At 72.0% G+C, this 20,547-nt stretch carries 17 protein-coding genes and 2 pseudogenes; 13 read left to right on the top strand and 6 right to left on the bottom strand.

Annotated elements, in window-relative coordinates:
* Positions 1–151 precede the first annotated feature (151 nt).
* The 5 genes and pseudogenes from AB0C96_RS20730 (at position 152) to AB0C96_RS20710 (ending at position 6,139) form a co-directional block, all read left to right on the top strand.
* Positions 152–595, top strand: coding sequence for an SRPBCC family protein (locus tag AB0C96_RS20730; RefSeq protein WP_362919130.1), 444 nt, complete (start codon positions 152–154; stop codon positions 593–595).
* Positions 596–1,031: 436 nt separating this feature from the next.
* A complete protein-coding gene (locus tag AB0C96_RS20725; protein WP_362919183.1) occupies positions 1,032–3,392 on the top strand; it encodes an MFS transporter in 2,361 nt (786 codons plus the stop codon).
* A gap of 149 nt (positions 3,393–3,541) precedes the next feature.
* Positions 3,542–4,275 (top strand): annotated as a pseudogene (locus AB0C96_RS20720) (PAS domain-containing protein); the annotation flags it as partial.
* Positions 4,276–4,542: 267 nt separating this feature from the next.
* Positions 4,543–4,974, top strand: a complete 432-nt coding sequence (locus AB0C96_RS20715; RefSeq protein WP_362919129.1) for a GNAT family N-acetyltransferase — start codon at positions 4,543–4,545, stop codon at positions 4,972–4,974.
* Positions 4,975–5,101: 127 nt separating this feature from the next.
* On the top strand, positions 5,102–6,139 hold the full coding sequence (locus tag AB0C96_RS20710) for a D-alanine--D-alanine ligase (protein WP_362919128.1): 1,038 nt from the start codon (positions 5,102–5,104) through the stop codon (positions 6,137–6,139).
* Between the two features lie 101 nt (positions 6,140–6,240).
* On the opposite strand, the gene AB0C96_RS20705 is transcribed toward AB0C96_RS20710, so the two are convergent.
* From AB0C96_RS20705 to AB0C96_RS20695, 3 genes are all read right to left on the bottom strand, one after another.
* Positions 6,241–7,077 (bottom strand): class I SAM-dependent methyltransferase, encoded by an 837-nt coding sequence (locus tag AB0C96_RS20705; protein WP_362919127.1) that lies wholly within the window; start codon positions 7,075–7,077, stop codon positions 6,241–6,243.
* A 237-nt stretch (positions 7,078–7,314) separates the two neighbouring features.
* The gene (locus tag AB0C96_RS20700) at positions 7,315–8,190 is read right to left on the bottom strand and encodes a serine hydrolase (RefSeq protein WP_362919126.1); all 876 of its coding nucleotides are present in this window, start codon (positions 8,188–8,190) and stop codon (positions 7,315–7,317) included.
* Between the two features lie 157 nt (positions 8,191–8,347).
* A complete protein-coding gene (locus AB0C96_RS20695; protein ID WP_362919125.1) occupies positions 8,348–9,232 on the bottom strand; it encodes a helix-turn-helix domain-containing protein in 885 nt (294 codons plus the stop codon).
* 359 nt (positions 9,233–9,591) lie between these two features.
* Here AB0C96_RS20695 and AB0C96_RS20690 point away from each other — a divergent pair, with 359 nt between their 5' ends.
* From AB0C96_RS20690 to AB0C96_RS20675, 4 genes are all read left to right on the top strand, one after another.
* Complete coding sequence (locus AB0C96_RS20690) at positions 9,592–10,425, top strand: M55 family metallopeptidase (protein WP_362919182.1); 834 nt, start codon at positions 9,592–9,594, stop codon at positions 10,423–10,425.
* On the top strand, positions 10,418–11,782 hold the full coding sequence (locus tag AB0C96_RS20685) for a M20/M25/M40 family metallo-hydrolase (RefSeq protein ID WP_362919124.1): 1,365 nt from the start codon (positions 10,418–10,420) through the stop codon (positions 11,780–11,782). Before AB0C96_RS20690 ends, AB0C96_RS20685 begins: the two co-directional genes overlap by 8 nt.
* A 277-nt stretch (positions 11,783–12,059) precedes the next feature.
* Complete coding sequence (locus AB0C96_RS20680; protein ID WP_362919123.1) at positions 12,060–12,836, top strand: MerR family transcriptional regulator; 777 nt, start codon at positions 12,060–12,062, stop codon at positions 12,834–12,836.
* Between the two features lie 340 nt (positions 12,837–13,176).
* On the top strand, positions 13,177–15,051 hold the full coding sequence (locus tag AB0C96_RS20675) for a CocE/NonD family hydrolase (protein WP_362919122.1): 1,875 nt from the start codon (positions 13,177–13,179) through the stop codon (positions 15,049–15,051).
* A 120-nt stretch (positions 15,052–15,171) separates the two neighbouring features.
* On the opposite strand, the gene AB0C96_RS20670 is transcribed toward AB0C96_RS20675, so the two are convergent.
* The 3 genes from AB0C96_RS20670 to AB0C96_RS20660 form a co-directional block, all read right to left on the bottom strand.
* Positions 15,172–15,366, bottom strand: a complete 195-nt coding sequence (locus AB0C96_RS20670) for a ferredoxin (protein ID WP_362919121.1) — start codon at positions 15,364–15,366, stop codon at positions 15,172–15,174.
* A 35-nt stretch (positions 15,367–15,401) separates the two neighbouring features.
* Positions 15,402–16,589 (bottom strand): cytochrome P450, encoded by a 1,188-nt coding sequence (locus AB0C96_RS20665; protein ID WP_362919120.1) that lies wholly within the window; start codon positions 16,587–16,589, stop codon positions 15,402–15,404.
* 182 nt (positions 16,590–16,771) lie between these two features.
* Entirely contained in the window at positions 16,772–17,386 is a 615-nt protein-coding gene (locus AB0C96_RS20660; RefSeq protein ID WP_362919119.1) for a helix-turn-helix domain-containing protein, read from the bottom strand.
* A 45-nt stretch (positions 17,387–17,431) separates the two neighbouring features.
* On the opposite strand from AB0C96_RS20660, the gene AB0C96_RS20655 reads away from it, so the two are divergent.
* From AB0C96_RS20655 to AB0C96_RS20640, 4 genes and pseudogenes are all read left to right on the top strand, one after another.
* On the top strand, positions 17,432–18,322 hold the full coding sequence (locus tag AB0C96_RS20655) for a DUF2867 domain-containing protein (protein ID WP_362919118.1): 891 nt from the start codon (positions 17,432–17,434) through the stop codon (positions 18,320–18,322).
* A gap of 58 nt (positions 18,323–18,380) precedes the next feature.
* Positions 18,381–18,911: pseudogene (locus AB0C96_RS20650) on the top strand (GNAT family protein); the annotation flags it as partial.
* Positions 18,909–19,403, top strand: a complete 495-nt coding sequence (locus AB0C96_RS20645; RefSeq protein ID WP_362919181.1) for a glyoxalase superfamily protein — start codon at positions 18,909–18,911, stop codon at positions 19,401–19,403. The pseudogene AB0C96_RS20650 and the gene AB0C96_RS20645, both read left to right, overlap by 3 nt.
* Before the next feature lie 128 nt (positions 19,404–19,531).
* Complete coding sequence (locus tag AB0C96_RS20640; protein ID WP_362919117.1) at positions 19,532–20,440, top strand: arginase family protein; 909 nt, start codon at positions 19,532–19,534, stop codon at positions 20,438–20,440.
* Positions 20,441–20,547 lie beyond the last annotated feature (107 nt).

Here is a 20,547-nt window from a genome sequence, read left to right as displayed (position 1 = left end):
TCCTTCTGGATTCCGGCGAGCCCCCGTTCGTCATAATGGAACATGCGTTCGCTTCTCGGTCGTCACCCCGGATTTTGGGCGCGCCCCCGAGTGGTGGTTGGCTTGGCGGCGCACCGCAGGACCGGCAGCCGACTACTGGAGGAAGACACACATGGGTCAGGTCGAGGCCACCACGCAGCGCGAGATCGCGGCGGACCCGGAGGACGTGTTCGACGCGCTCGCCGACTACTCCGGCACGCGCCACAAGCTGCTGCCCGATCACTTCAGCGAGTACGAGGTCCGCGAGGGCGGCGACGGCAAGGGCACCCTCGTCCACTGGAAGTTGCAGGCCACGAGCAAGCGGGTGCGCGACTGTCTGCTGGAGGTCGACGAGCCGACCGACGGTCAGCTGGTGGAGAAGGACCGCAACTCCTCCATGGTCACCACCTGGGTCGTCACCCCGGCCGGTGAGGGGCGCGCCAAGGTGGTCGTCACGACCACCTGGAACGGTGCGGGCGGCATCGGCGGCTTCTTCGAGCGGACCTTCGCACCCAAGGGGCTCGCCCGGATCTACGACGCCATCCTCGCCAACCTCGCCAAGGAGACCGAGAAGTAGGCGGCCGTCGCACCCGTCACCCTGAGCGTGTGCCGTCACGCTCACCGGTTCGGGTGGTTTCCGGCGGGTCGAAGTGTCCGGCCCGCCGGATCGGTTCCGTGCGGAAAGCCCTGATGGGAGCCCAATGGGCGCCCGGGGCAACGTAGTTGACGTCCGTTCCGGCCGTGGACATCCCCATTCGTCGCGCTTGATCGCCGTTGTCGCCCGATGCGAGAAATTTGGGCGGCAGCAGGCGTGACGAGGGGAGCAGCACGTGGGCGGGACCACCCTGGGCGAGCGGGTCGAGCGGACCGGTCGGCCCGCGCCCGACGCGAGACCGGCTCCGGCCGACGGCGACCCGAGCGGCGCAGACGCCGCGGCCCACGCCCCGGAGCCGGGTGACGCCGCCCTGGTGCCCCTCGGCCCCCGCCGCGTCCGCACGGTCCGCCTCGGCCTGATGGTGACGCTGCTGCTCGCGGCCCTCGGCCAGACCGTCGTCGCCACCGCCCTCCCCACGATCGGCGCGGAGCTGCACGGGCCGGGCTCGACGTCCTGGACGGTGACGTCCTACCTCCTCGCCGCGAGCATCGGTCTGCCCCTCTGCGGCAGGCTCGGCGACCACGTCGGCCGCAAGCCGGCCTTCCTCCTCGCGCTCCTCGTCTTCACCGTCGGCTCGGCGCTGGCCGGCTGGTCGCGCACCATGGACGAACTCATCGCCTTCCGGGCCGTCCAGGGCGTCGGTGCCGGTGGACTCCTGATCGGCGTCCGGGCGATCAGCGCCGAGCTCGTACCGCCCCGGGCCCGCGCCCGTTCCATGGGCGGGATCGTCGCCGCCTTCGGGCTCGGCTCCGTGGCCGGGCCGCTGATCGGCGGGCTCTGCACCGACCACGCCTCCTGGCGCTGGTGCTTCTACCTCAACGTCCCCTGCGGCGTCCTGGCGCTCCTGCTCGTCGGCGTCGCCCTGAAGCTGCCCCGGTCCACCGGCCGACCCGCGCCGGACGTCGCCGGGGCGTTGCTGCTCGCCGCGTTCGCCACCTGCCTGGTGCTGCTGACGCGTTGGGGCGGAACCGAGTACGCCTGGAACTCCCGGGTCGTCCTCGGTCTCGGCGCCGGCGCGCTCGGCACCGCCCTGCTGTTCCTCGCCGTCGAGTACTTCGCCGCCGAACCGCTCGTCCCGCCACGGCTGTTCCGCGATGTGCTCGGCTCCCTCACCGGCCTGATCGGAGCGGTCGTCGGCGTCGCCCTCTTCGGTGCCGCCGGCCACCTGCCGACCGTCCTCCGGATCGCCGGTGGTGCCTCGGCCACCGAGTCCGGGCTGCTGATGCTGCCCATGACGGGCGGTGTCCTCCTCGCGTCCGTCGTCTCAGGCCACTTCATCCTCCGCACCGGGCACCACCGGGCCTTCCCGATCCTCGGCTGCGCGGTCGCCGCGACGGGCATGTGGCTGCTGTCGGAGGGACAACAGGACACCGCACCCGAGGCCTACGGCCTCCGGACGGGCATCCTCGGCCTCGGCATCGGCCTCGTCCTGCCGGTACTGGTGCTCGCCGTGCAGCGCTCCGCACGCCGCCGCGGCCTCGGCACCGCGACCGGCGCCACCACCTCCTTGCGGCGGATCGGCGGCAGCATCGGCGCGGCCATGTTCGGCGCCGTCCTCGCCGACCGGCTGGCCCGCCAACTCGCCGACCGGCTACCGCAGTCGACCCCACCGGCCGCCCCGGAGTCGATCAGCCGGCAGCTGCTGGGTGCGCTCACCGCCCCGCTGCGCGACAGCCACCTCACCGTCGCCGCACAGGCCCTGCCGGGGATCTACTGCTACCTCGTGCCGGTGCTCGTCCTGGGCCTCGTGCTCGCCCTCTTCCTGAAAGGGAAACCCCTGGTGTCCCACGCCTCGCCCGCTCCGCAGGCCTCACCGACCCCGCACGCCTCCCACGGAGGGGGTCCGGCCGACCCCGCCGCCGTGCCTCCGGCCCGCACCGCCGCCGACCCGTACGTCCCCAACTCGCGTTCCAATAGCGCCGGTTGTGCCCATACGGGTGGCGAGAGTGTCGCCGGCCACTCGGGCGTTCCGGTATGCGGTGCCGTCCGGCACCACGACGGGTCCGTCGTGCCGCATGCCGCCCTCACCCTCATCGACGTCGCCGGTCGCCAGATCGGCCGCGGCGCTACCGGCGAGGACGGGCGGTACGCGCTGAGCACACCGGGCACCGGCGCGTATGTGCTGATCGCGGCCGCCGGCGGACACCAGCCGCAGGCCGTCGGCGTCACCGTCGGCGAACGGCCGGTCGAGCTCGACGTGGTGCTCGGCGGCGCGGGGCACCTCGCCGGTACGGTCACCACCGCCGACGGCACACCCGTGCGGGACGCCACCGTCACCCTCACCGACGTCCGCGGCGGCGTCGTCGCGACCGCCCGGAGCGGACGCGAAGGCGGTTACGCCATCGGGGAGTTGGTGGCCGGCGAGTACACCCTCGCCGCCAGCGCCCCGGCGTTCCGACCCGCCGCGCTCCCGGTCACCGTCCAGGCGTCCCGCGAGACCCGGCAGGACATCGAACTGGCCGGTGGCGCACTGCTCCGCGGCACCGTACGCGCCGGTGGCGGGCGCCCCGTCGAGGACGCCCGGGTCACCCTGCTGGACGCCGCCGGCAATGTCGTCGACACCGCCACCACCGGAGTCGACGGCCTGTTCCGCTTCGTCGATCTGGCGGCCGGTCAGTACACCGTGATCGCCGCCGGATACCCACCGGTGGCGACCGTCCTGCACGTGGCGGGCGGCGGCCGCACCGAACGCGACCTCCACCTGGGGCACGAGGGCTGATCGCGCGCCCCGGGCGCGGTGGCGACCGCGCCCGACGCGCGGGCGCACCACCCATTCGACCCATTCGGGAAATGCCGCCCACCGCACCGCTGCACGGCCGTACCGTGGAAGCGGTGGTGCAAGATCGGTGTACGAAGGAGCAACCGCCCATGGAGCGTGACCCGTCCCATGGCACCGGCGGGTCCGACGCAGCGCCGCCGGCGCTCTCGCCGCGGGACGCGGTCCCCGGACGGTTTCCGCTCGCGGTCGTGGTGGTCGATGCGGACGGCCGGATCTCCCACTGGAGCAGCGGCGCACGCAGACTCTTCGGCCGCACCCGCGAAGCGGCGATCGGCACCGCCGTCGTGGACCTGATGCCGGTCACCGGCGCGCTCGGCGACACGGTGTGGCGCGAACCCGCGGACGACCCCACGGGAGACCCCATGGGAGACCCCATGGGCGGCGCGGTCGGCGCGGTCGACTCGGGGAGGACACCGGCCCTGACGAGGACGACGGGCCCGGACTGACGGCCTCCTTGGGCGGCCGGAGCCGCTGTCCGACGGCCGGCAGGGCCCGGATGACCATCGGTGGGGCGGGCCCGCCGGAGGTGGTGTGGTGGGCGTACCCCCTGGTCGGCCCCGGCGCCGGAAGGAACCTCGTACTCGCCGCGGACGTCGGGCGGTTGGACGGCGAGCGGAGTGCGGAGCGGGGCGGGCGCGAGCGGTGTGTGCCCGCCTTCGCTCCGCACACCGACTTCCCCAGCGCCGAGGAGCTCGCCCGCCGGTTGCCGGAGATCCTGACGAGCATGAGCCCCCAGGCGAGCGCCCGGATCGTCTCCCAAGTACTGGAACTGGGCTACCCGGTGTTGGCGATCAGCCGGCAGGAGCGCTTCCCGGTGACTCCCATGACCGCTGCGAGTCACTCTCGGCAGGCATGGGAAGCCTTCTGGTCTCATCGGGGCAACTCCCGCTAGCCGCCGGCGAGTTCGACGCCCATGGCGCGGCACCCGGATCGAGCTGCCGGCGGACGGGCTGCCGGCCGGCCCGGTCGCATGAGGTGCGGAGCAAGTGTGGATGCGGAGCAAGTGTGGGTGCGGTGCACCTCCAAGGGGGCTTTGAGAAACCAAGTAAGTACTTGGAAAATCCAATCACCATCGCTACGCTGCCTCAGCATGATCACAAGCAGGGAAGACGGTTACGAGCTCTCCACGGACCCGGAACGTCTCGACATCGGTCTGGTACACCGCTGGCTCTCCACCGAGGCGTACTGGGCGCTGGGTCGCAGTCGGGAAACCGTCGAGCAGTCGGTACGGAGTTCGCTCAACTTCGCCGTCCATGACGCCGCCGGTTCTCAGGTCGCCTATGCGCGTGTCGTCACCGACTGGGCAACCTTCGCCTGGCTGTGCGACGTCTACGTCACCCCTGTACACCGTGGCATGGGCCTCGGCACCTGGATGGTCGGCGCCGTCCGCGACCACCTTGCTCCCTACCGGCTCAGGCGCGTCCTGCTCGCCACGCTCGACGCCCATGACGTGTACGCGAAGGTCGGCTTCGTCCCCTTCCCGGACCCCGAGAACCTGATGATGTTGAGCCCGGCGTCATGAGGCGGCCGCGCCCCAGGGCCAACTGATCGATGCGTAACGCGGTCGAGCCGGCCGGATGTGGCTGAGCTGGCCGGCCGACTCTCGTGCAGGTGTGAGACGGACCGGAGAAAGGTGACGGAACCCCGGTATGCGTGTGGTGATCTTGTGCGGTGGAGAGAGCCCGGAGCGAGACGTCTCCCGGGCCTCGGGCTGGTCGGTGGCCCGAGCCCTGCTTGAGCGCGGGCACGAGGTGGTGCTGGTCGACCCGGCCGCTGCGGTGCCGGTGCTGGCCGGGCCGCTGACACCCGGTGATGCAGTCGACGGCTCCGCGGTGGGGAAGGAGCCGCCGTCCCTCTCGAACCGGCGTCAGTTGCGAGAACGCATGCACACCGCCCTGACCGGCGGTCCCGTCCTCGACCTGCTTCACGACGCCGAGATGGTGTTCCTGGCGCTGCACGGCGGCTGGGGCGAGGACGGGCATGTGCAGGCGCTACTGGAGATGGCCGGCGTGCGGTTCACCGGTGCGGGCAGCGCGGCGTGTTCGGCGGCCTGGCACAAGGGGCGGGCTCAGGCCGTGCTGGGTGCGGCAGGTTTGCCCGTACCCGAGCGGGTGCTGTGGCGGCCCGGGACGTACGAGGCGCCGCAGGACGCGCAGCGGTTGGTGGCGGCTGGGCCGGTGGTGGCCAAGCCGGTTGCGGATGGTTCGAGTGTGTCGGTCCACCGGGTCGACTCGCTCTCCCAGCTCGCACGGGTCGCGGCCGAGGTGCACTCGGGTGAGGGCGAGCTGCTGGTGGAGCCGTTCCTTCCGGGGCGGGAGTTCACCGTGGCCGTGGTCGGCGACCAGGCCCTTCCCGTGGTGGAGATCGAGCTGACGACGCCGGTGTTCGACTACACGGCCAAGTACCAGCCGGGCGCGGTCAGCGAAGTGTGTCCGGCGCGCATCCCCGATGACCTCACGTCCCGGCTCCAGGAGTTGGCCCTGCGCGCGCACCGCGCTCTCGGCTTCGGCGGTGATGCGTACTCGCGCACCGACTTCCGCTGTGACACCGGTGGCGAGCCGATGTGCCTCGAAGTCAACGCGCTCCCGGGCATGACGGCGACGAGCCTGCTGCCACGCGCAGCGATCGGCGCCGGCTGGACCTACCCCGACCTGGTCCAGCGCATCATCGACCTCGCCATGCGGTGAACTCGGCGCCTCGAAGAGCGGCAGGGGCTGGGCCGGGCTGTTTGACGATCCGCTCAGCCGAGACCTGCCTCACTTGTCCACAACCTCCCCCGACAGAACACCTAGGCCCGTCGGGGCCCGGGGACCCGGCCGAAGCGCAGGTGGGTGATGAGCGGGCGGTCGTTGCGGACCAGGGGCAGGGAGGCGGCGCGCGGGGCGAGGTAGCCCAGGAGGCCGCGGCCGGCGGGGAGCGGGACGTCGGAGATGTCGGTGATGGCCGGGTGGGCGGTGCGCAGCCGGTCCCGGTCGGCGGCGTCCATGCCCCAGGGCATCAGGGGCAGGGGCTGGCCGCCCGGGCCCTTGCCGTGGGTGCGGGTGCGGGTGCTGATCCGCTGGGACACGGTGTCGAAGACCATCGCGCCGCCAGGGAAGGCCTCGGCGCAGGCAGCGATCAACTGGGTCACCTGGGTGGGCTGGAGGTACATCAGCAACCCCTGGGCGGTGACCAGGACCCCGCGCGAGGCGTCGACGTCCGTCATCCACCGGGGGTCGCGGGCGTCGCAGGCGATCAGCCGCTGCCGGTCGCCGTGCGGCAGTACCCGGCGGCGCAGGGCCAGCGGATCGGCGAGGTCGACGGTCACCCACCGCACGAGGCCGTTGTCCACCCGCCAGAACTGGGTCTCCAGGCCCTCGCCCAGCGCGACGACGGTGCCGTCCGGGTGGGCGGTGAGGAAGGCGCGCACCACGTCGTCGAAGCACCGGGCGCGCAGCGCGATCGACTGTGCCATCCAGGGGCGGGCGGCGCCCAGCCGCTCCTCGAAGGGGAAGTCCACCTCTGCCACCAGCCGGACGGCCCGCGGATCCGGCAGCACCGTGTCGCGCCGGGCGGCCTCGGCGGCCCTGAGGTGCAGCGTCCACAACGTCGTTGCGGGGACTCCCTGGAGGTCTGCCTTGATCATGGGGTGTTGATACCGCCGGTTCCGCCGTCGGCGGGGGCGATTGGGACGCCGGTCACTCGGGGGAGTGCTTAGTCGTACCGGGGGCGGCGTGAGGTGGGACGGGGAGCCGCGAGGCGGGACGAGGGCAGTGGGGCGGGACGGAGGCGGTGAGCGCGAGGCCTGTGCGGACGTCGCATTGACCGACTCCCGGGGGAGGAGTTGGGGGGCAACTCCTCGTGTGCGGGCGCGAGTTGGGTGTCAGCGGTGCAGGTCCCGGTGGATGACCCGGGCGGCGCTCTCCACGGTGGCCACGCCGTAGTCCATGGTGCGGTTCCCGGTGGAGAGGACGGCCATGCCGTAGTCGTTGCCGTGGTCGGTGAAGGTGCCGACGCTGTTCACCCGCCAGCCGCCGGTCTGCCGCGGCAGCCAGCCGTTCTTGACGTGGACGCGTGCGGTGGCGGGGGCGCCGGCGGGCACGCCCCAGCGCTGTTCGGGGGTGACCCGGTGCATCAGGTCCAGGGCGTAGCCGCGGGAGGTCCGGGCGAGCACCGCGTTGTCCTTGGTGAGCAGCTGCATCAGCTTGAGCTGATCGTCGGCGGTGATCTGGGTGAGGCCCCAGGCCACGCCCGGGCCCGGGACGGTGTTCCGCATCTCGGCCAGGGCGAGGAAGCGCTTGACGCCGGCCGGACCGACCTGGCGCCACAGCGCATTGGTCGAGGTGTTGTCCGACTTGGTGATCATGGCCGTGGTCAGCTTGACCTCGTGCGGTGTCAGCTTGCGGTGTGCCTCCTCGGCCTGCCGCAGCAGGGCCCCGAGCACGGTGACCTTCACCACGCTCGCCGAGTCGAAGTGCGTCCCGGACTGGAAGGCGCAGTGGGTCCCGGTGGGCCGGTCGTAGAAGGCCAGGGCCGAGGCGCCCTGACGGCCGTCGAGGGCGACGGCGATGTCGTGGGACAGGGCGGGCGCCAGGCCCGGCTTCTTCGACGTGCACACGACCTTGGAGCCGCCCGCGGGGGCGCTGGCGGTGTCGGCCGAGGCCGAGGTCGCCGTGGTGATCACCGTGAGCAGCGAGCCGGCAGCCGCGACCGCGGCCAGTCCGCGGTGCGACCAGGTCGATATGCGTGTTCCGTGCATGGAGCTGGACGATACGGCGCGGCTGTCCGAGCACCCCGGGCGATTGAGATGGATTGTCCGTATTTGGGAGTCGTCGAAGGGTGTGACATTCGCCAAATTCGGACGGGTCGGAGCGCGCGGTGAGCCGTTGTGTGCGGCTGTGGGCCGCCCCGGAGCGCTACTGCTGCGGCAGCGGACGGCGGGGCCGGGCGGGGACGCGGGTGCGACGGGCCACGGCCGCGCGGCGGCGGTGGGCGCCGGCCATCAGCCGGCGGCTGCGAAGTGCCATCTCGATCTCGAAGCGGGTCCGCGGGTCACGGAGCCGGGGGCCGAAGAGCTTCTCCAGCTGCCGCATCCGGTAGCGCACGGTCTGCGGATGGATGCTGAGCGCCTTGGCCACCTCCGGGGCGCCCATCCCGCCCAGCCAGGCCAGCAGGGTGGCCTCCAGGCGCTCGCACCGCTCCGGTGTGAGGCCCGCCAGCGGGCGGAGGCGGCGGGCGATGAGGGTGCGCGCCAGCGACTCGTCCTGGAGGAGAAGGAGTGCGGAGAGGTGGTCGTCGACGAAGGCGACTCCGACGTCGGGGCCGTCGTGCGGTGCCGCCAGGTCCAGCAGCCGGGACGCGGCGCGTATCGAGGCGGCCGCCTCGTGCGCCGGCACCGCATGCCCGACCGCGGCGGCGCGGTGGTGCAGTACGCCCTTCAGCCGGGCCCGGCCGTCCGGGCCCTCGGCGAGCGAGCCCGGGATCAGCAGTCCGGGTGCTTCGCCGGCGGCGCTGACGAGGCAGTCGCCGAGCGCGGACGCGACGAGGTGGATGTCGGTGTCGGTCCGCAGCATGACCGCGCGCACCGTCTCGGGCAGCGGGCGGGCGGTGCGCAGCGCCTCCTCGATCAGTCGGAGGACCTGCGGACGGGCGCCGTGCTGGAGGAAATCCCGGAAGCGCGGATTGCGGTCGCAAAGCGACTGTGTGACCAGTTCGGTGAGGGCCGTCAGGGGGTCCTCGGGGGTGTCGGCCCGCATGTCGCCGGGTTGCGGTAACCAGACGCCGTTGAGTGCTTCGCTCATCGTTCTGCCTCTGTCTCATCATGTGGGAGGCCGGTCCGGGCTGTTGTACCTCACCCGGCAAGTGCCGTCGGCAGCTGACAGATGTCCGTCGGAACTCCGTCGGAATTCTGGCGCAAGAGCTTCCGCTTTGCGACAGAAACTGTATGGGACGCGGCGCCACACGAGCATTCGCGGGGGTTCGCGGCCGGCCGCGCGGCGGTGTTGCGGTCAACGCGACGGTCCTGGAGGGTGCTGGACGGGGCGTCACACCGAAGGCCCTGCCCGGAGTGGGGAATCCGTTCGGCGCCTCGAAAATGTTGTGAACGAGTGATGTCGGGAACCGTGCGTACCGCCTGCGCGCTGCGATAGGACTGGTGACTGTGAAGATCCTCATCTCCGCTGACATGGAGGGTGCGACCGGTGTGACGTGGCCCGCCGACGTGCTGCCCGGCACTCCTCAGTGGGAGCGGTGCCGCCACATGTTCACGTCCGACGTGAACGCGGCGATCGCCGGATTCTTCGTCGGCGGGGCCGACGAGGTGCTGGTCAACGAGGCGCACTGGTCGATGCGCAACCTGCTGCTGGAGCAGCTGGACGAGCGGGCGCAGATGCTCACCGGCAGACACAAGTCACTGAGCATGGTCGAGGGCGTCCAGCACGGCGACGTCGACGGCATCGCCTTCGTCGGCTACCACACGGGCGCCGGCACCGAAGGCGTCCTCGCGCACACCTACCTCGCCAACACCCTCACCGGCGTCTGGGTCGACGGCACCCGCGCGAGCGAGGGCTACCTGAACTCCCTCGTGGTCGCCGAGTACGGCGTCCCGGTCGTGCTGGTCACCGGCGACGACCGCACCTGTCAGGACGCACAGGGGTACGCGCCGCAGGCGCCCGCCGTGGCGGTCAAGGACTATGTGTCGCGCTATGCGGCGGTGTGCCGGCCGCCGGCCCGTACGGCGGCCGACATCCAGGCCGCGGCCCGCAAGGGGACGGCGCTCGCGGTGCGTCACGAACCGGTCCGGTGCGGCCCGGTCCGCTTCGAGTTGGAGTTCGACGCGGCGCATCTGGTGGGCGCCGCGACGTGCGTGCCCGGCGTGGAACACAGCGGGGAACGCCGCGTCGCGTATACCAGTCAGAACATGTACGAAGCCATCAGGTGCTTCAAGACGGTCACCACCGTCGTGTCATCGGCCGTGGAGGAAGAATATGGCTGAGGTCGACAGGGCCGCGCACTCCGGCACCGCCCGCCGTCCCGAGGTGGACCGGCAGGCGCTGGACGAGGTGGTGCGGTTCACCTCCGAACTGATCCAGATCGACACCAGCAACGCCGGCGACGGCACCTGCCGGGAGCGACCGGCCGCCGAGTACGTCGCCGAGCAGCTCGCCGACGCCGGCATCGAGCCCACGCTGCTGGAGCGCACCAAGGGCCGGACGAACGTGGTCGCCCGCATCGAGGGCACCGACCCCGCGGCCGACGCCCTCCTGGTGCACGGCCACCTCGACGTGGTGCCCGCCGAGCCCGCCGACTGGAGCGTGGACCCGTTCTCCGGGGAGGTCCGCGACGGCGTGGTCTGGGGCCGCGGCGCGATCGACATGAAGAACATGGACGCCATGGTGCTCGCCGTGGCCCGGCAGTGGTCGCGCGCCGGTGTGCGGCCGCGGCGGGACGTCGTGCTGGCTTTCACCGCCGACGAGGAGGCCAGCGCCGAGGACGGCTCGGGCTTCCTGGCCGACCGGCACCCCGGCCTCTTCGAGGGCTGCACCGAAGGCATCAGCGAGTCCGGGGCGTTCACCTTCCACGCCGGCGGCGGGCTGCCGCTCTACCCCGTCGCGGCCGGCGAGCGCGGCACCGCCTGGCTGAAGCTGACCGCCACCGGCCGCGCGGGCCACGGCTCGAAGGTCAACCACGACAACGCGGTCAGCCGGATCGCCGCCGCGGTCGCCCGGATCGGCGAGCACGAGTGGCCGGTCCGGCTCACCCCGACGGTCCGGTCCGCGCTCCGCGAACTCGCGGCACTGCACGCCATCGATGTGCACGTCGACGCGCCCGACTTCGACGTCGACGCGCTGCTGAGCAAGCTCGGCCCGTCCGCCAAGCTGGTCGAGCCGACCGTCCGCAACAGCGCCAACCCGACCATGCTGATGGCCGGTTACAAGGTCAACGTGATCCCCGGGTCCGCCGTCGCCTACGTGGACGGCAGGGTCGTCCCCGGCGGCGAGGCGGAGTTCCAGGCCACCATGGACGAGCTCACCGGGCCCGAGGTGAGCTGGGACTACCACCACCGCGAGGTCGCGCTAGAGGCCTCGGTCGACTCGCCGACCTTCGCCGCGATGCGGGCCGCGATCGAGCGCTTCGACCCGGACGGCCACGTCGTCCCGTACTGCATGTCCGGCGGGACCGACGCCAAGCAGTTCTCCCGGCTCGGCATCACCGGCTACGGCTTCTCACCGCTGAAGCTCCCCGAGGGCTTCGACTACCAGGCGCTCTTCCACGGCGTGGACGAGCGGGTGCCGGTCGAGGGGCTGCACTTCGGCGTCCGGGTGCTCGACCACTTCCTGCGCGCGGCCTGACCGGCGGACAGCTCCTTGGGCCCGCGGCCCGCTACCGGACCCGTGCGAGAGGCGACTGCCACCCGACGGGGACGGCGTCCTGCTCCCGAAACCGTTACCCCGAAAAGGCAGCTGTGAGCCGGAACACGGTTGAGGTTGACCTTGGGGCAGGGTGGAAGCTCGTCGCAGCGGCACGACGCCGACCCGGGCACAACGGATGTGAGGGAGCAGCATGTCCGTCACCCTCTCCGACCAGGGGCAGGATCGCCACGGCCCGAGCACAAGGCAGGCTGAGCGGATGAAGAACGGAGTCACCATCGGGCAGGCGGCGGCATTCGTCGGCGTCACGGTGAAGACGGTGCGGCACTACCACCAGCACGGACTGGTCGACGAACCACAACGCGACAGCTCCGGCTACCGACGCTACGGATCGGACGAGCTGCTGCGGCTGGTGCAGGTCCGGACGCTGGCCGCGGCCGGGGTGCCGCTGGCCGAGATCGGGCCCCTGCTCGACGCCGACGCCGAGCAGTTCACCGCCGCCCTCGCCGACGTCGAGCGGCGGCTGACCGAGCGGATCGCAGACCTGATCGCGCGCCGCGACACGCTGCACCGGCTCGCCGAAGGCGACCGGGCCCTGCTGCCCGACCGCGCCTGCGCGATCCTGGACCGGATGCCGGGCCTCGGCTTCGGCCCCGACTACGTGGCCGCGCAACGCGAGGCCCTGGTGCTGGCCCGGGCGCTGGTGCCGGAGGGCTTCGACGGCTTCCTGACCCAGCTCGAACACCGGCTGGCGGACCCCGAGTACATCGACCTGGCCAAGCGCGGCTGGGAGGCCGAGACCTGGGAACCGGACGACCCGAGGATCGAAGAACTCGCGACCGCGATGGCCGACCGCTACCTCGCCAACCCCACACTGCTGGGGAATTCCACCAGCCTGCGGGCCTGGACCAACGCGTCCACCCAGTACCGGCTGATCAACAACCACCGAGGGGACCAGGCACCGATCTCAGCCCGGCTGACCGCGCTCACCGAGACCAAACTCCGCGCCGCGGGCGTACCCATCCCACACCAATGACGTGTGGTGGACGTCCAGGACTGAGAGCGGGGGCACCGGCGTCCACCCCCACGGTCTTCTTCCACCCACTCACGGGAGGGGACGGGCCCAACAACGCCACGCCCGCCGCAGGCGCCACGGCGAGAAACCACCACGGCGGGAAAGCCAACAACGGGGGGGAGCGCCGGCCGCCAGGCCACGGCGGGAAAGCCGACAACGTGGGGGAGCGCCGGCCGCCAGGCCACGGCGCCGCAGACAAAAACGTGGGAAGCCAAGCCAAGCGCAGCGAATCCGTGGGAACGGACGTCCTATCGCCAACGCGCGTCACGACCGTTGACACCCCCGTTTCGCCTGTCACAACATGAGCGCGCGCTCTACCGGCTGGCTGGTACGACGTGTCCTTGTGGAGGTCCTGGTGCCGAGCGAGTCCCGTGCCGCGTTCCGTCGGGTACTGCGCAACTCCCTTGCTCTGCTGGCCGGTACGGCCCTTGCCGCACCCCCGGTCCTGACCGGCCCCGCGGCTGCGGCCGTTGAGCCGTACACCGTCAGCCCGCTGAAGGTCACCGTCCGCGCAGGCGGGCGCACCTGTACCCTGGACGCCGACGTCTACCGGCCGACCGGCACCGACGCCGCGCACCCGGCGCCGGCGGTGCTGACCACCAACGGCTTCGGGGGCAGCAAGGCGGACGGTGCGACCGACGCCATCGCCAGGGCCTTCGCCTCCCGAGGCTATGTGGCGTTGGCCTACTCCGGGCTCGGCTTCGGCCGGACCGGCTGCCCGATCTCCCTCGACGACCCCAGGGTCGACGGTGTGGCCGCGAGTCAGCTGATCGACCTGCTGGCCGGCTCCCGTACGGCCGACGACGGGGCGCGGATCGACTACGTCACCAAGGACGGCGACGACGACCCCGTGGTGGGCATGATCGGCGGCTCCTACGGCGGGGCGATCCAACTGGCCACCGCCTCCGTCGACCACCGCGTCGACGCCCTGGTCCCGCTCATCACCTGGAACGACCTGTCGTACTCGCTCGACCCCAACAACGCGGGCCGTACACACGGTGTCAGCGGGCCGCTGGTCGGTGCGTACAAGTGGCAGTGGACCAACGGGTTCTTCCTGCTCGGCGAGGCGCAGGGGCTGGTGAACCCGTCCCTGGACCCGTCACGGACCGGTGGGGCGGGTTGTCTGCACTTCGTCGCGCGGGCCTGTGACACCAAGCGGCTGTTGGACTCCGGGCGGTACCCGCCGGACCTGACCCGGGCCATGCTCTCCTACGCGCGCAGCGTCTCGCCGGTCACCTACCTCCGGACGGTCAGGGCGCCGACGCTGCTCGTCCAGGGCCAGGCCGACACCCTCTTCAACCTCAACGAGGCGACCGCCACCTACCGGAGCCTGACCGCACAGGGCACCCCGGCCAAGATGATCTGGCAGGCCTGGGGCCACAGCGGCGGCATGCAGAACCCGGCCAGGGGCGAACTCGACCTGGCCGAGGGCAACCTGGAGACCAGCTACGTCGGGCGCCGGATCCTGGCCTGGTTCGACCGGTACCTGCACCACCGGGCGGCGACCCCCACCGGTCCGGCCCTCGCGTACTACCGGGACTGGGTGACCGAGGGGCCCACCTACGGTGCCGCGCGGGCCGTTCCGGAGGCCGATCGGCGGCTGTACCTCTCCGGCGACGGCACGCTCGTAGCCAAGCGCAGTGAGGTGGTGCGCGGCAGTCGTGCGTACCGCAACCTGCGGATCGCCACCAGCCATTCGGAGAGCTCGCTGGCCAGCATGATCGGTCTGCCGGACCCTGAGCCGTACGACACTCCGGGCACCGCGCTGGCCTGGACGTCGGCGCCGGTGGCGGGCGGCCCGGTGGATGTGGTGGGTGCGCCCAGGGTGACGCTCAAGGTGGTCTCACCGCGGGCCGAGGAGGCGCAGAGCTCCCCGGACGCGGCCGAGAAGCTGGTGCTCTTCGCCAAGCTCTACGACGTCGCGCCGGACGGCGGCGCGACGCTGGTGCACCGGTTGGTGGCCCCGGCCCGGGTGCCCGATGCGACCCGCGGGTTCACCGTGGAACTGCCGGGCATCGTGCACCGTTACGAGCCGGGGCACCGACTGCGCTTCGTCATCGCCGCGAGTGACGACGCCTATGCGGGCAATCGCGGCGTGAAGCCGGTGACGGTCACCAGTGCGCCCGAGGACACCGGGGTCCTCGAACTTCCCGTCACCCAAGGGGTGTTGCGGTAGCGGATGAGGTGGATGCCGTAGGGGCAATGTCAGGGCCGGTACGGGTCGGGTGCGCCGCGGGCGGCGAAGGTCAGCCGGGGGCCGCGCGCATCAGCCGGAACCGTCCGCGAGGAGGGTGGCTCATTCCTCCGTGACCGTGATGGCCTGCACGGGGCAGGCGCGGGCGGCCTCGCGCGTCAGCGGGTCGCCCGCGCCGTCCTCGCGGCCGGGCAGTACGGCGCCGAAGCCGTCGTCGTCCTGGGTGAACACACCCGGTGCGGTCAGGGCGCACTGACCGGCGCCGATACAGACATTGCTGTCGATGGTGATCCGCATCCCGGACCCCTTTCGCTCGTCTGCCGTCATGGCCGCTACCAGGCCAGCGGCAGTTCGATCATTCCTTGCAGAGTGTCTCCCGGCTTGAACGGAATCTCGGCAGCCGGCACGGCGAGTCGCAGATCCGGGATCCTGGCGAACAGGGAGCGCAGCGCGATCTCCAACTCCGCGCGGGCGAGGTTCTGGCCCAGGCACTGGTGGATCCCGAAGCCGAACGAGACGTGGTGGCGGGCGGAGCGGTTCAGGTCCAGTCGGTCCGGTGCCGGGTAGGTGGTGTCGTCCCGGTTGATCAGGGACGTGGGGAAGAGGACCCCGTCGTCGGCGCGGATGACCTGGCCGCCGATCTCGATGTCCTCCTTGGCCACCCGCAGCATGCCGTCGGCGATCGACAGGAACCGCAGCAGCTCCTCGACGGCGGCCGGCATCAGGCCCTCGTCGGCCTTGAGCTGCGCCAGCTGCTCGGGGTGTTCGAGCAGGGTGAAGGCGCCGAGGGAGATCATGTTGGCGGTGGTCTCATGGCCGGCCACCAGCAGGACCATGGCGAGCCGGACCAGCTCCTCGTGCTCCAGGTCACCGGCCCTCAGCCGGTCCTGGATGAGCTCGTCCAGCAGTCCGTCGCCCGGGTGCTGCTCCTTCCGGGCGATCAGCCCGGTGAGGTACTCCTCCAACGTGAGCCGGGCGGCGTCCGCCTCGTCGGCGGTCGACCCCCGCAGGAGGCGCCGGGAGGCCTCCTCGAAGAACTCGTGGTCGGTGTACGGGATGCCGAGCAGCGAGCAGATCACCATCGAGGGGACCGGCAGCGCGAACGCGGAGACCAGCTCGGCGGGCGGACCCTGGGCGAGCATCCGGTCGAGCAACTCGTCGACGATCCGCTGGATCTCCGGCCGCAGGGCGGCGATCCGTTTGGTGCTGAAGCTGGGGATCAGCATCCGGCGCTGGGTGTTGTGCTCGGGGTCGTCGACCCCGATCAGCGGTGTCCTGACCCGGCGGATGGCGGCGAAGCGCTCGAACGGGATCGGGAAGGCCGGGTTCTGCCGGTCGGCCGACAGCCGTGCGTCGCTGAGCAGCGTCCGGGCCTCGGCGTGGCTGGTCACCGCCCACACCTTGCGGCCGTCGTAGAAGGTGACGTGGGCCAGCGGGCCGGCCTCGCGGAGCGGCTGGTAGCCGGCCGGTGGATGGTAGGGGCAGGTGCGGTCCTGGAAGTAGGGGATGGCTTCGTTCACGAGTTCCTCCCGTACGAGGGCCCGGCCGTGACGGGCCGGGCCCTCGCCCATGAATGCCAATGCCGAAGCGCGCCGTGATCGCCGCGCCGATCTCCACTTCATGCCCCGGGTGCCAGGTGCGTCTACGCGCAGTTCGGCCAACTTGGTTCAGGTTCGGCCATGTTCGGGCCTTGTGCCCCTCCTCACGGCCGTCGCGCCGGGCGCAACAGCGCGTCGATCACACCGTCCAGATAGCGGTCCCGCGCGGCGCCGGTCGGCAGGCTGTGCGGGACGGCGTGCCCCAGCTGGGTGTGGCCGAGGTAGGCGGTGTACGCGAGCAGTCCGCGGCGCCGCGCCTCGTCCTCGTCGAAGCCCAGCTCGGTGAAGACCGAGGCGAGGTAGCCGATGCGTCGTTCGGTGACCCGGGCCAGCGCGGCGGCCACCTTGGGCTGTGCGGCGGTCGCCAGCAGGGAGACCTCCAGGGTGTCCCGGGCGGACCGGTCGGTGGCCTTCGTCAGGAGCCGGCGCAGCCGTTCGGCGGGGTCGGGCTCGGCCTCCACCTCGGTGATCACGGCCTCCGTGCGGAGCTCCTCCCAGCGCTCCAGCGCGGCCTCGATCAGCGCGTCCCGGTTGGCGAAGTGCCAGTAGAAGCTGCCCTTGGTGGTGCCCAGCCGGGCCGCCAGGGGCTCCACGGCCACTGCCGCGAGACCGCCCTCGCCGATGGCGACCAGGGCGGCGTCGGCCCAGTCCTGGGCGGTCAGTCGCTGCCGGGTGCCGTTGTCCGAGGGGGCCTTCGCCCGCTGTCGTGCCATGTCCATACGGTACCGTATGGAGAAACATACGCCACCGTATGGAGGTGCCTCGTGCGTACCGTCCGCGACGTCCATGTCCGCACCGTCCCCGCCCCGGCCGAGACCGTCGGCGCCCTGCTCGACCGGCTCGGCGGGGACCACGATCCGCTCTTCCCGTCGCCCGTCTGGCCGCCGATGGCATTCGACCGCCCGCTGGGCGTCGGCGCCGACGGCGGGCACGGCTTCATCCGCTACCGCGTCAGCGCCCACGAGCCCGGCCGCCGGGTCCGCTTCGACTTCACCGACGGCAACGGCTGGCACGAGGTCGAGGTGCAGCCGCTGGGCCCGGACCGCTGCCGGGTCGAACACCGGCTGGAGTCACGACAACCGCTCGCCAGGCAGCTGTTGTGGACACTGGCCCTGGGCGCGGTGCACGGCACCGTCGTCGAGGAGATCCTCGACAACATCGAACGCGCCGCGGTCGGCCGGGTCGCCGCACCGGTCCGCCGCACCGTGCGCGTGCGGCTGTTCAACCGGCTGATCTGGGACCGCCCCCGGGCCGTCGACCTGCCGGCCGGCGCCGAGCTGGCGCACCGGGCCTTCCCCCGGACCGACTTCCAGGACGCCTGGCAACTGGCGCTGCGCCCCGGCATGCCGACCGAACCGGAGGCCTGGAAGGGCGTGTTGCGCGGTGCGTCCTTCCCGGTCGTCGGGCGCACGGACGAGGAGGTCCTGCTCGGCCAGGACGCCCGGCACCTGGACTTCCGCGCCTCGATCCACGTCGCGGACGGTCGGGTCACCCTGGGTACGGTCGTCCGCCTGCACAACCCGGCCGGCCGGCTCTACTTCGCCCTCGTCCGCCGGGTCCACCCCTTCATGGCCCGGCTGATGCTGCGCCGCACCCACCGCCGGCTGGCGCTCGCCGCCCCGAGCGCCGCGGAGCGCGCCGCGCAGCGGGTCTGACCAGCGACGCGGCACCCATCTGCTGGCAGGTCCGGCGGTCCCTCCGTACGATCTGCCGATGACCTCCAGCGACCGCTACCTGGCACGGGGCCCACGGGTGGGCATCCGGCACTTCTCCGCCGCCGACCGCGACGAGTTCACCGCCGCCGCGCGGGAGAGCGCCGCACTGCACCACCCGTGGCTGTTCCCGCCGGCCACCGACGCCGCCTACGACGGCTATCTGGACAGGCTCCAGGAGCCGCTGCGCGAGGGCTTCCTGATCTGCGAGCTCGCCGGCGGCCGGATCGCGGGGTACCTGACCATCAACAACATCGTGCACGGCGCGTTCCGCTGCGGCGCGATCGGCTACGGCGCCTTCGCGCACGCGACGGGTCGCGGTCTGATGAGCGAGGGCCTGCAACTCGTCCTGCACCACGCCTTCGAGCGGCTCGGGCTGCACCGCCTGGAGGTCAACATCCAGCCGGCCAACGCGCTCTCCCTCGCCCTGGTCGAGCGCGCCGGCTTCCGCCGGGAGGGCTACTCCCCGGACTTCCTCTTCATCGACGGGGCCTGGCGGGACCACGAACGCTGGGCGATCACCAGCGAGATGGTCGCCGACCGGGGGCCTGCGGCAGCCTCCGGCACGGACGCCGGCGACGCCGGGAGCGCCCGTGACGCCGGTAGTGCCCAGGGCGCCGCCGGGAACGTCGTCTTCCGCCGCGCCGTGCCGGTCCTCCGGATCTTCGACGTGGCCAAGGCCCACGAGTTCTACGTCGACTACCTCGGCTGCACCGTCGACTGGGAGCACCGCTACGAACCCGGAATGCCGCTCTACACCCAGGTCTCGCGCGGGAACCTGGTCCTGCACCTGTCCGAGCACCACGGCGACGCCACCCCCGGTTCCACGCTCCACACCGAGCTGACCGGGGTCCGTGAGTTGCACGCCGAGTTGGCCGCCAAGGATTACCCGTACCTGCGCCCGGGCCTGGAGCACGACGAGATCGGGACCTGTCTGACCCTCCTCGACCCCTTCGGGAACCGGCTGCGCTTCAACGAGCCGGGCCCGGGAGGCGACGCGTCGTCCGCACGGTGCGACGGCTGAGCCGGAGCGGCGTCCGCACGGTGCTGCGTCCGCGCCGAAGCGGCGTCAGGGCGCCCCGATCGCCGGGGCGTTCGAACGGATCTTCCCGTACTCCCGCAATCTCCAGGCAGATGTGTGACGATCTTCGTATGCGTCGCACCGTACTGATCGATGCCCCGTCCAACCTGGGACTGCGGCCGCCCGCGCCCGGCACCGTCCCCGGCTGCTACAAGCTCGCCGGGGCGCTGCGCGAGCAAGGGCTGCTGCGGCGGCTGGGTGCGCTGGAGGGCGGGGTGGTGGTGCCGCCGCGCTACGACCTGGGGGACTGGCGGGAGGGCGTGGACGGCGACTTCAACGCCGCGGCCCTCGCCACGTACACCAGCAAGCTGGGCACCCGCATCGAGGACCACGTCCGCAGCGGCGACTTCCCGGTGGTGCTCGGCGGGGATTGCAGCATCCTGCTCGGGGCGGTGCTCGGGCTGCGCCGGCTGGGACGGTACGGCGTGGCCTATCTGGACGGGCACGGTGACTTCCGGCATCCGGGGAACGTGGCCGTGTCGGGGCCGCTGGGGGCCGCCGCCGGCGAGGGCGTCGCACAGATCACCGGCCGCGGGCAGGCGGACCTCACGGACATCGACGGGCTGCGGCCGTACGTCCGTGACGAGGACCTGAGCGTGCTGGGCATCCGTGACGCGGACGAGGACCAGGAGGAGATGGCCGGGCTCGGCATCAGCCACACCCCGGTCGGTGAGATCCGGCGGCGCGGCCCGGGCGCGGTGGCCCGTTCGGTGCTCGACCACCTCCAGCGTTCCCCGCTCGACGGCTTCTGGATCCACCTCGACGCGGACGTCCTGGACCCGTCCGTCATGCCGGCGGTGGACAGCCCCGATCCGGGCGGTCTGCTGACCGGTGAACTCCGCGCGCTGCTCGGCCCGTTGGCGGCCTCGCCGCGCTGCGCGGGGATCAACGTCACCATCTACGACCCGGACCGCGACCCGGAGGGGCAGGGCGCCGCGCTGCTCGCCGGCCTCCTTGAGGACGTCTTTGCGCAACCCTGACCGCACCTGGCGGCAAGCTGCCCTGTTCAGACCGGCGGTCACGAGGTTCCATGGTCAACAGGAGGCCGCCGCAGCCGAGGTGGCCCGGTCCAGCATTGCGAGGCAGC

The sequence above is a fragment of the Streptomyces sp. NPDC048506 genome, from assembly GCF_040651315.1.
In the GTDB taxonomy this organism is placed as follows: Bacteria; Actinomycetota; Actinomycetes; order Streptomycetales; family Streptomycetaceae; genus Streptomyces.
The sequence above is the reverse complement of the archived record's forward strand: the minus strand, read 5'-3'. Positions and strand labels throughout refer to the sequence as shown.

Coding starts and splice junctions, on each gene's coding strand:
- AB0C96_RS20730 (WP_362919130.1), top strand. CDS start 152: ATGGGTCAGGTCGAGGCCACCACGCAGCGCGAGATCGCGGCGGACCCG.
- AB0C96_RS20725 (WP_362919183.1), top strand. CDS start 1,032: ATGGTGACGCTGCTGCTCGCGGCCCTCGGCCAGACCGTCGTCGCCACC.
- AB0C96_RS20715 (WP_362919129.1), top strand. CDS start 4,543: ATGATCACAAGCAGGGAAGACGGTTACGAGCTCTCCACGGACCCGGAA.
- AB0C96_RS20710 (WP_362919128.1), top strand. CDS start 5,102: ATGCGTGTGGTGATCTTGTGCGGTGGAGAGAGCCCGGAGCGAGACGTC.
- AB0C96_RS20705 (WP_362919127.1), bottom strand. CDS start 7,077: ATGATCAAGGCAGACCTCCAGGGAGTCCCCGCAACGACGTTGTGGACG.
- AB0C96_RS20700 (WP_362919126.1), bottom strand. CDS start 8,190: ATGCACGGAACACGCATATCGACCTGGTCGCACCGCGGACTGGCCGCG.
- AB0C96_RS20695 (WP_362919125.1), bottom strand. CDS start 9,232: ATGAGCGAAGCACTCAACGGCGTCTGGTTACCGCAACCCGGCGACATG.
- AB0C96_RS20685 (WP_362919124.1), top strand. CDS start 10,418: ATGGCTGAGGTCGACAGGGCCGCGCACTCCGGCACCGCCCGCCGTCCC.
- AB0C96_RS20680 (WP_362919123.1), top strand. CDS start 12,060: ATGAAGAACGGAGTCACCATCGGGCAGGCGGCGGCATTCGTCGGCGTC.
- AB0C96_RS20675 (WP_362919122.1), top strand. CDS start 13,177: ATGAGCGCGCGCTCTACCGGCTGGCTGGTACGACGTGTCCTTGTGGAG.
- AB0C96_RS20670 (WP_362919121.1), bottom strand. CDS start 15,366: ATGCGGATCACCATCGACAGCAATGTCTGTATCGGCGCCGGTCAGTGC.
- AB0C96_RS20660 (WP_362919119.1), bottom strand. CDS start 17,386: ATGGACATGGCACGACAGCGGGCGAAGGCCCCCTCGGACAACGGCACC.
- AB0C96_RS20645 (WP_362919181.1), top strand. CDS start 18,909: ATGGTCGCCGACCGGGGGCCTGCGGCAGCCTCCGGCACGGACGCCGGC.
- AB0C96_RS20640 (WP_362919117.1), top strand. CDS start 19,532: ATGCGTCGCACCGTACTGATCGATGCCCCGTCCAACCTGGGACTGCGG.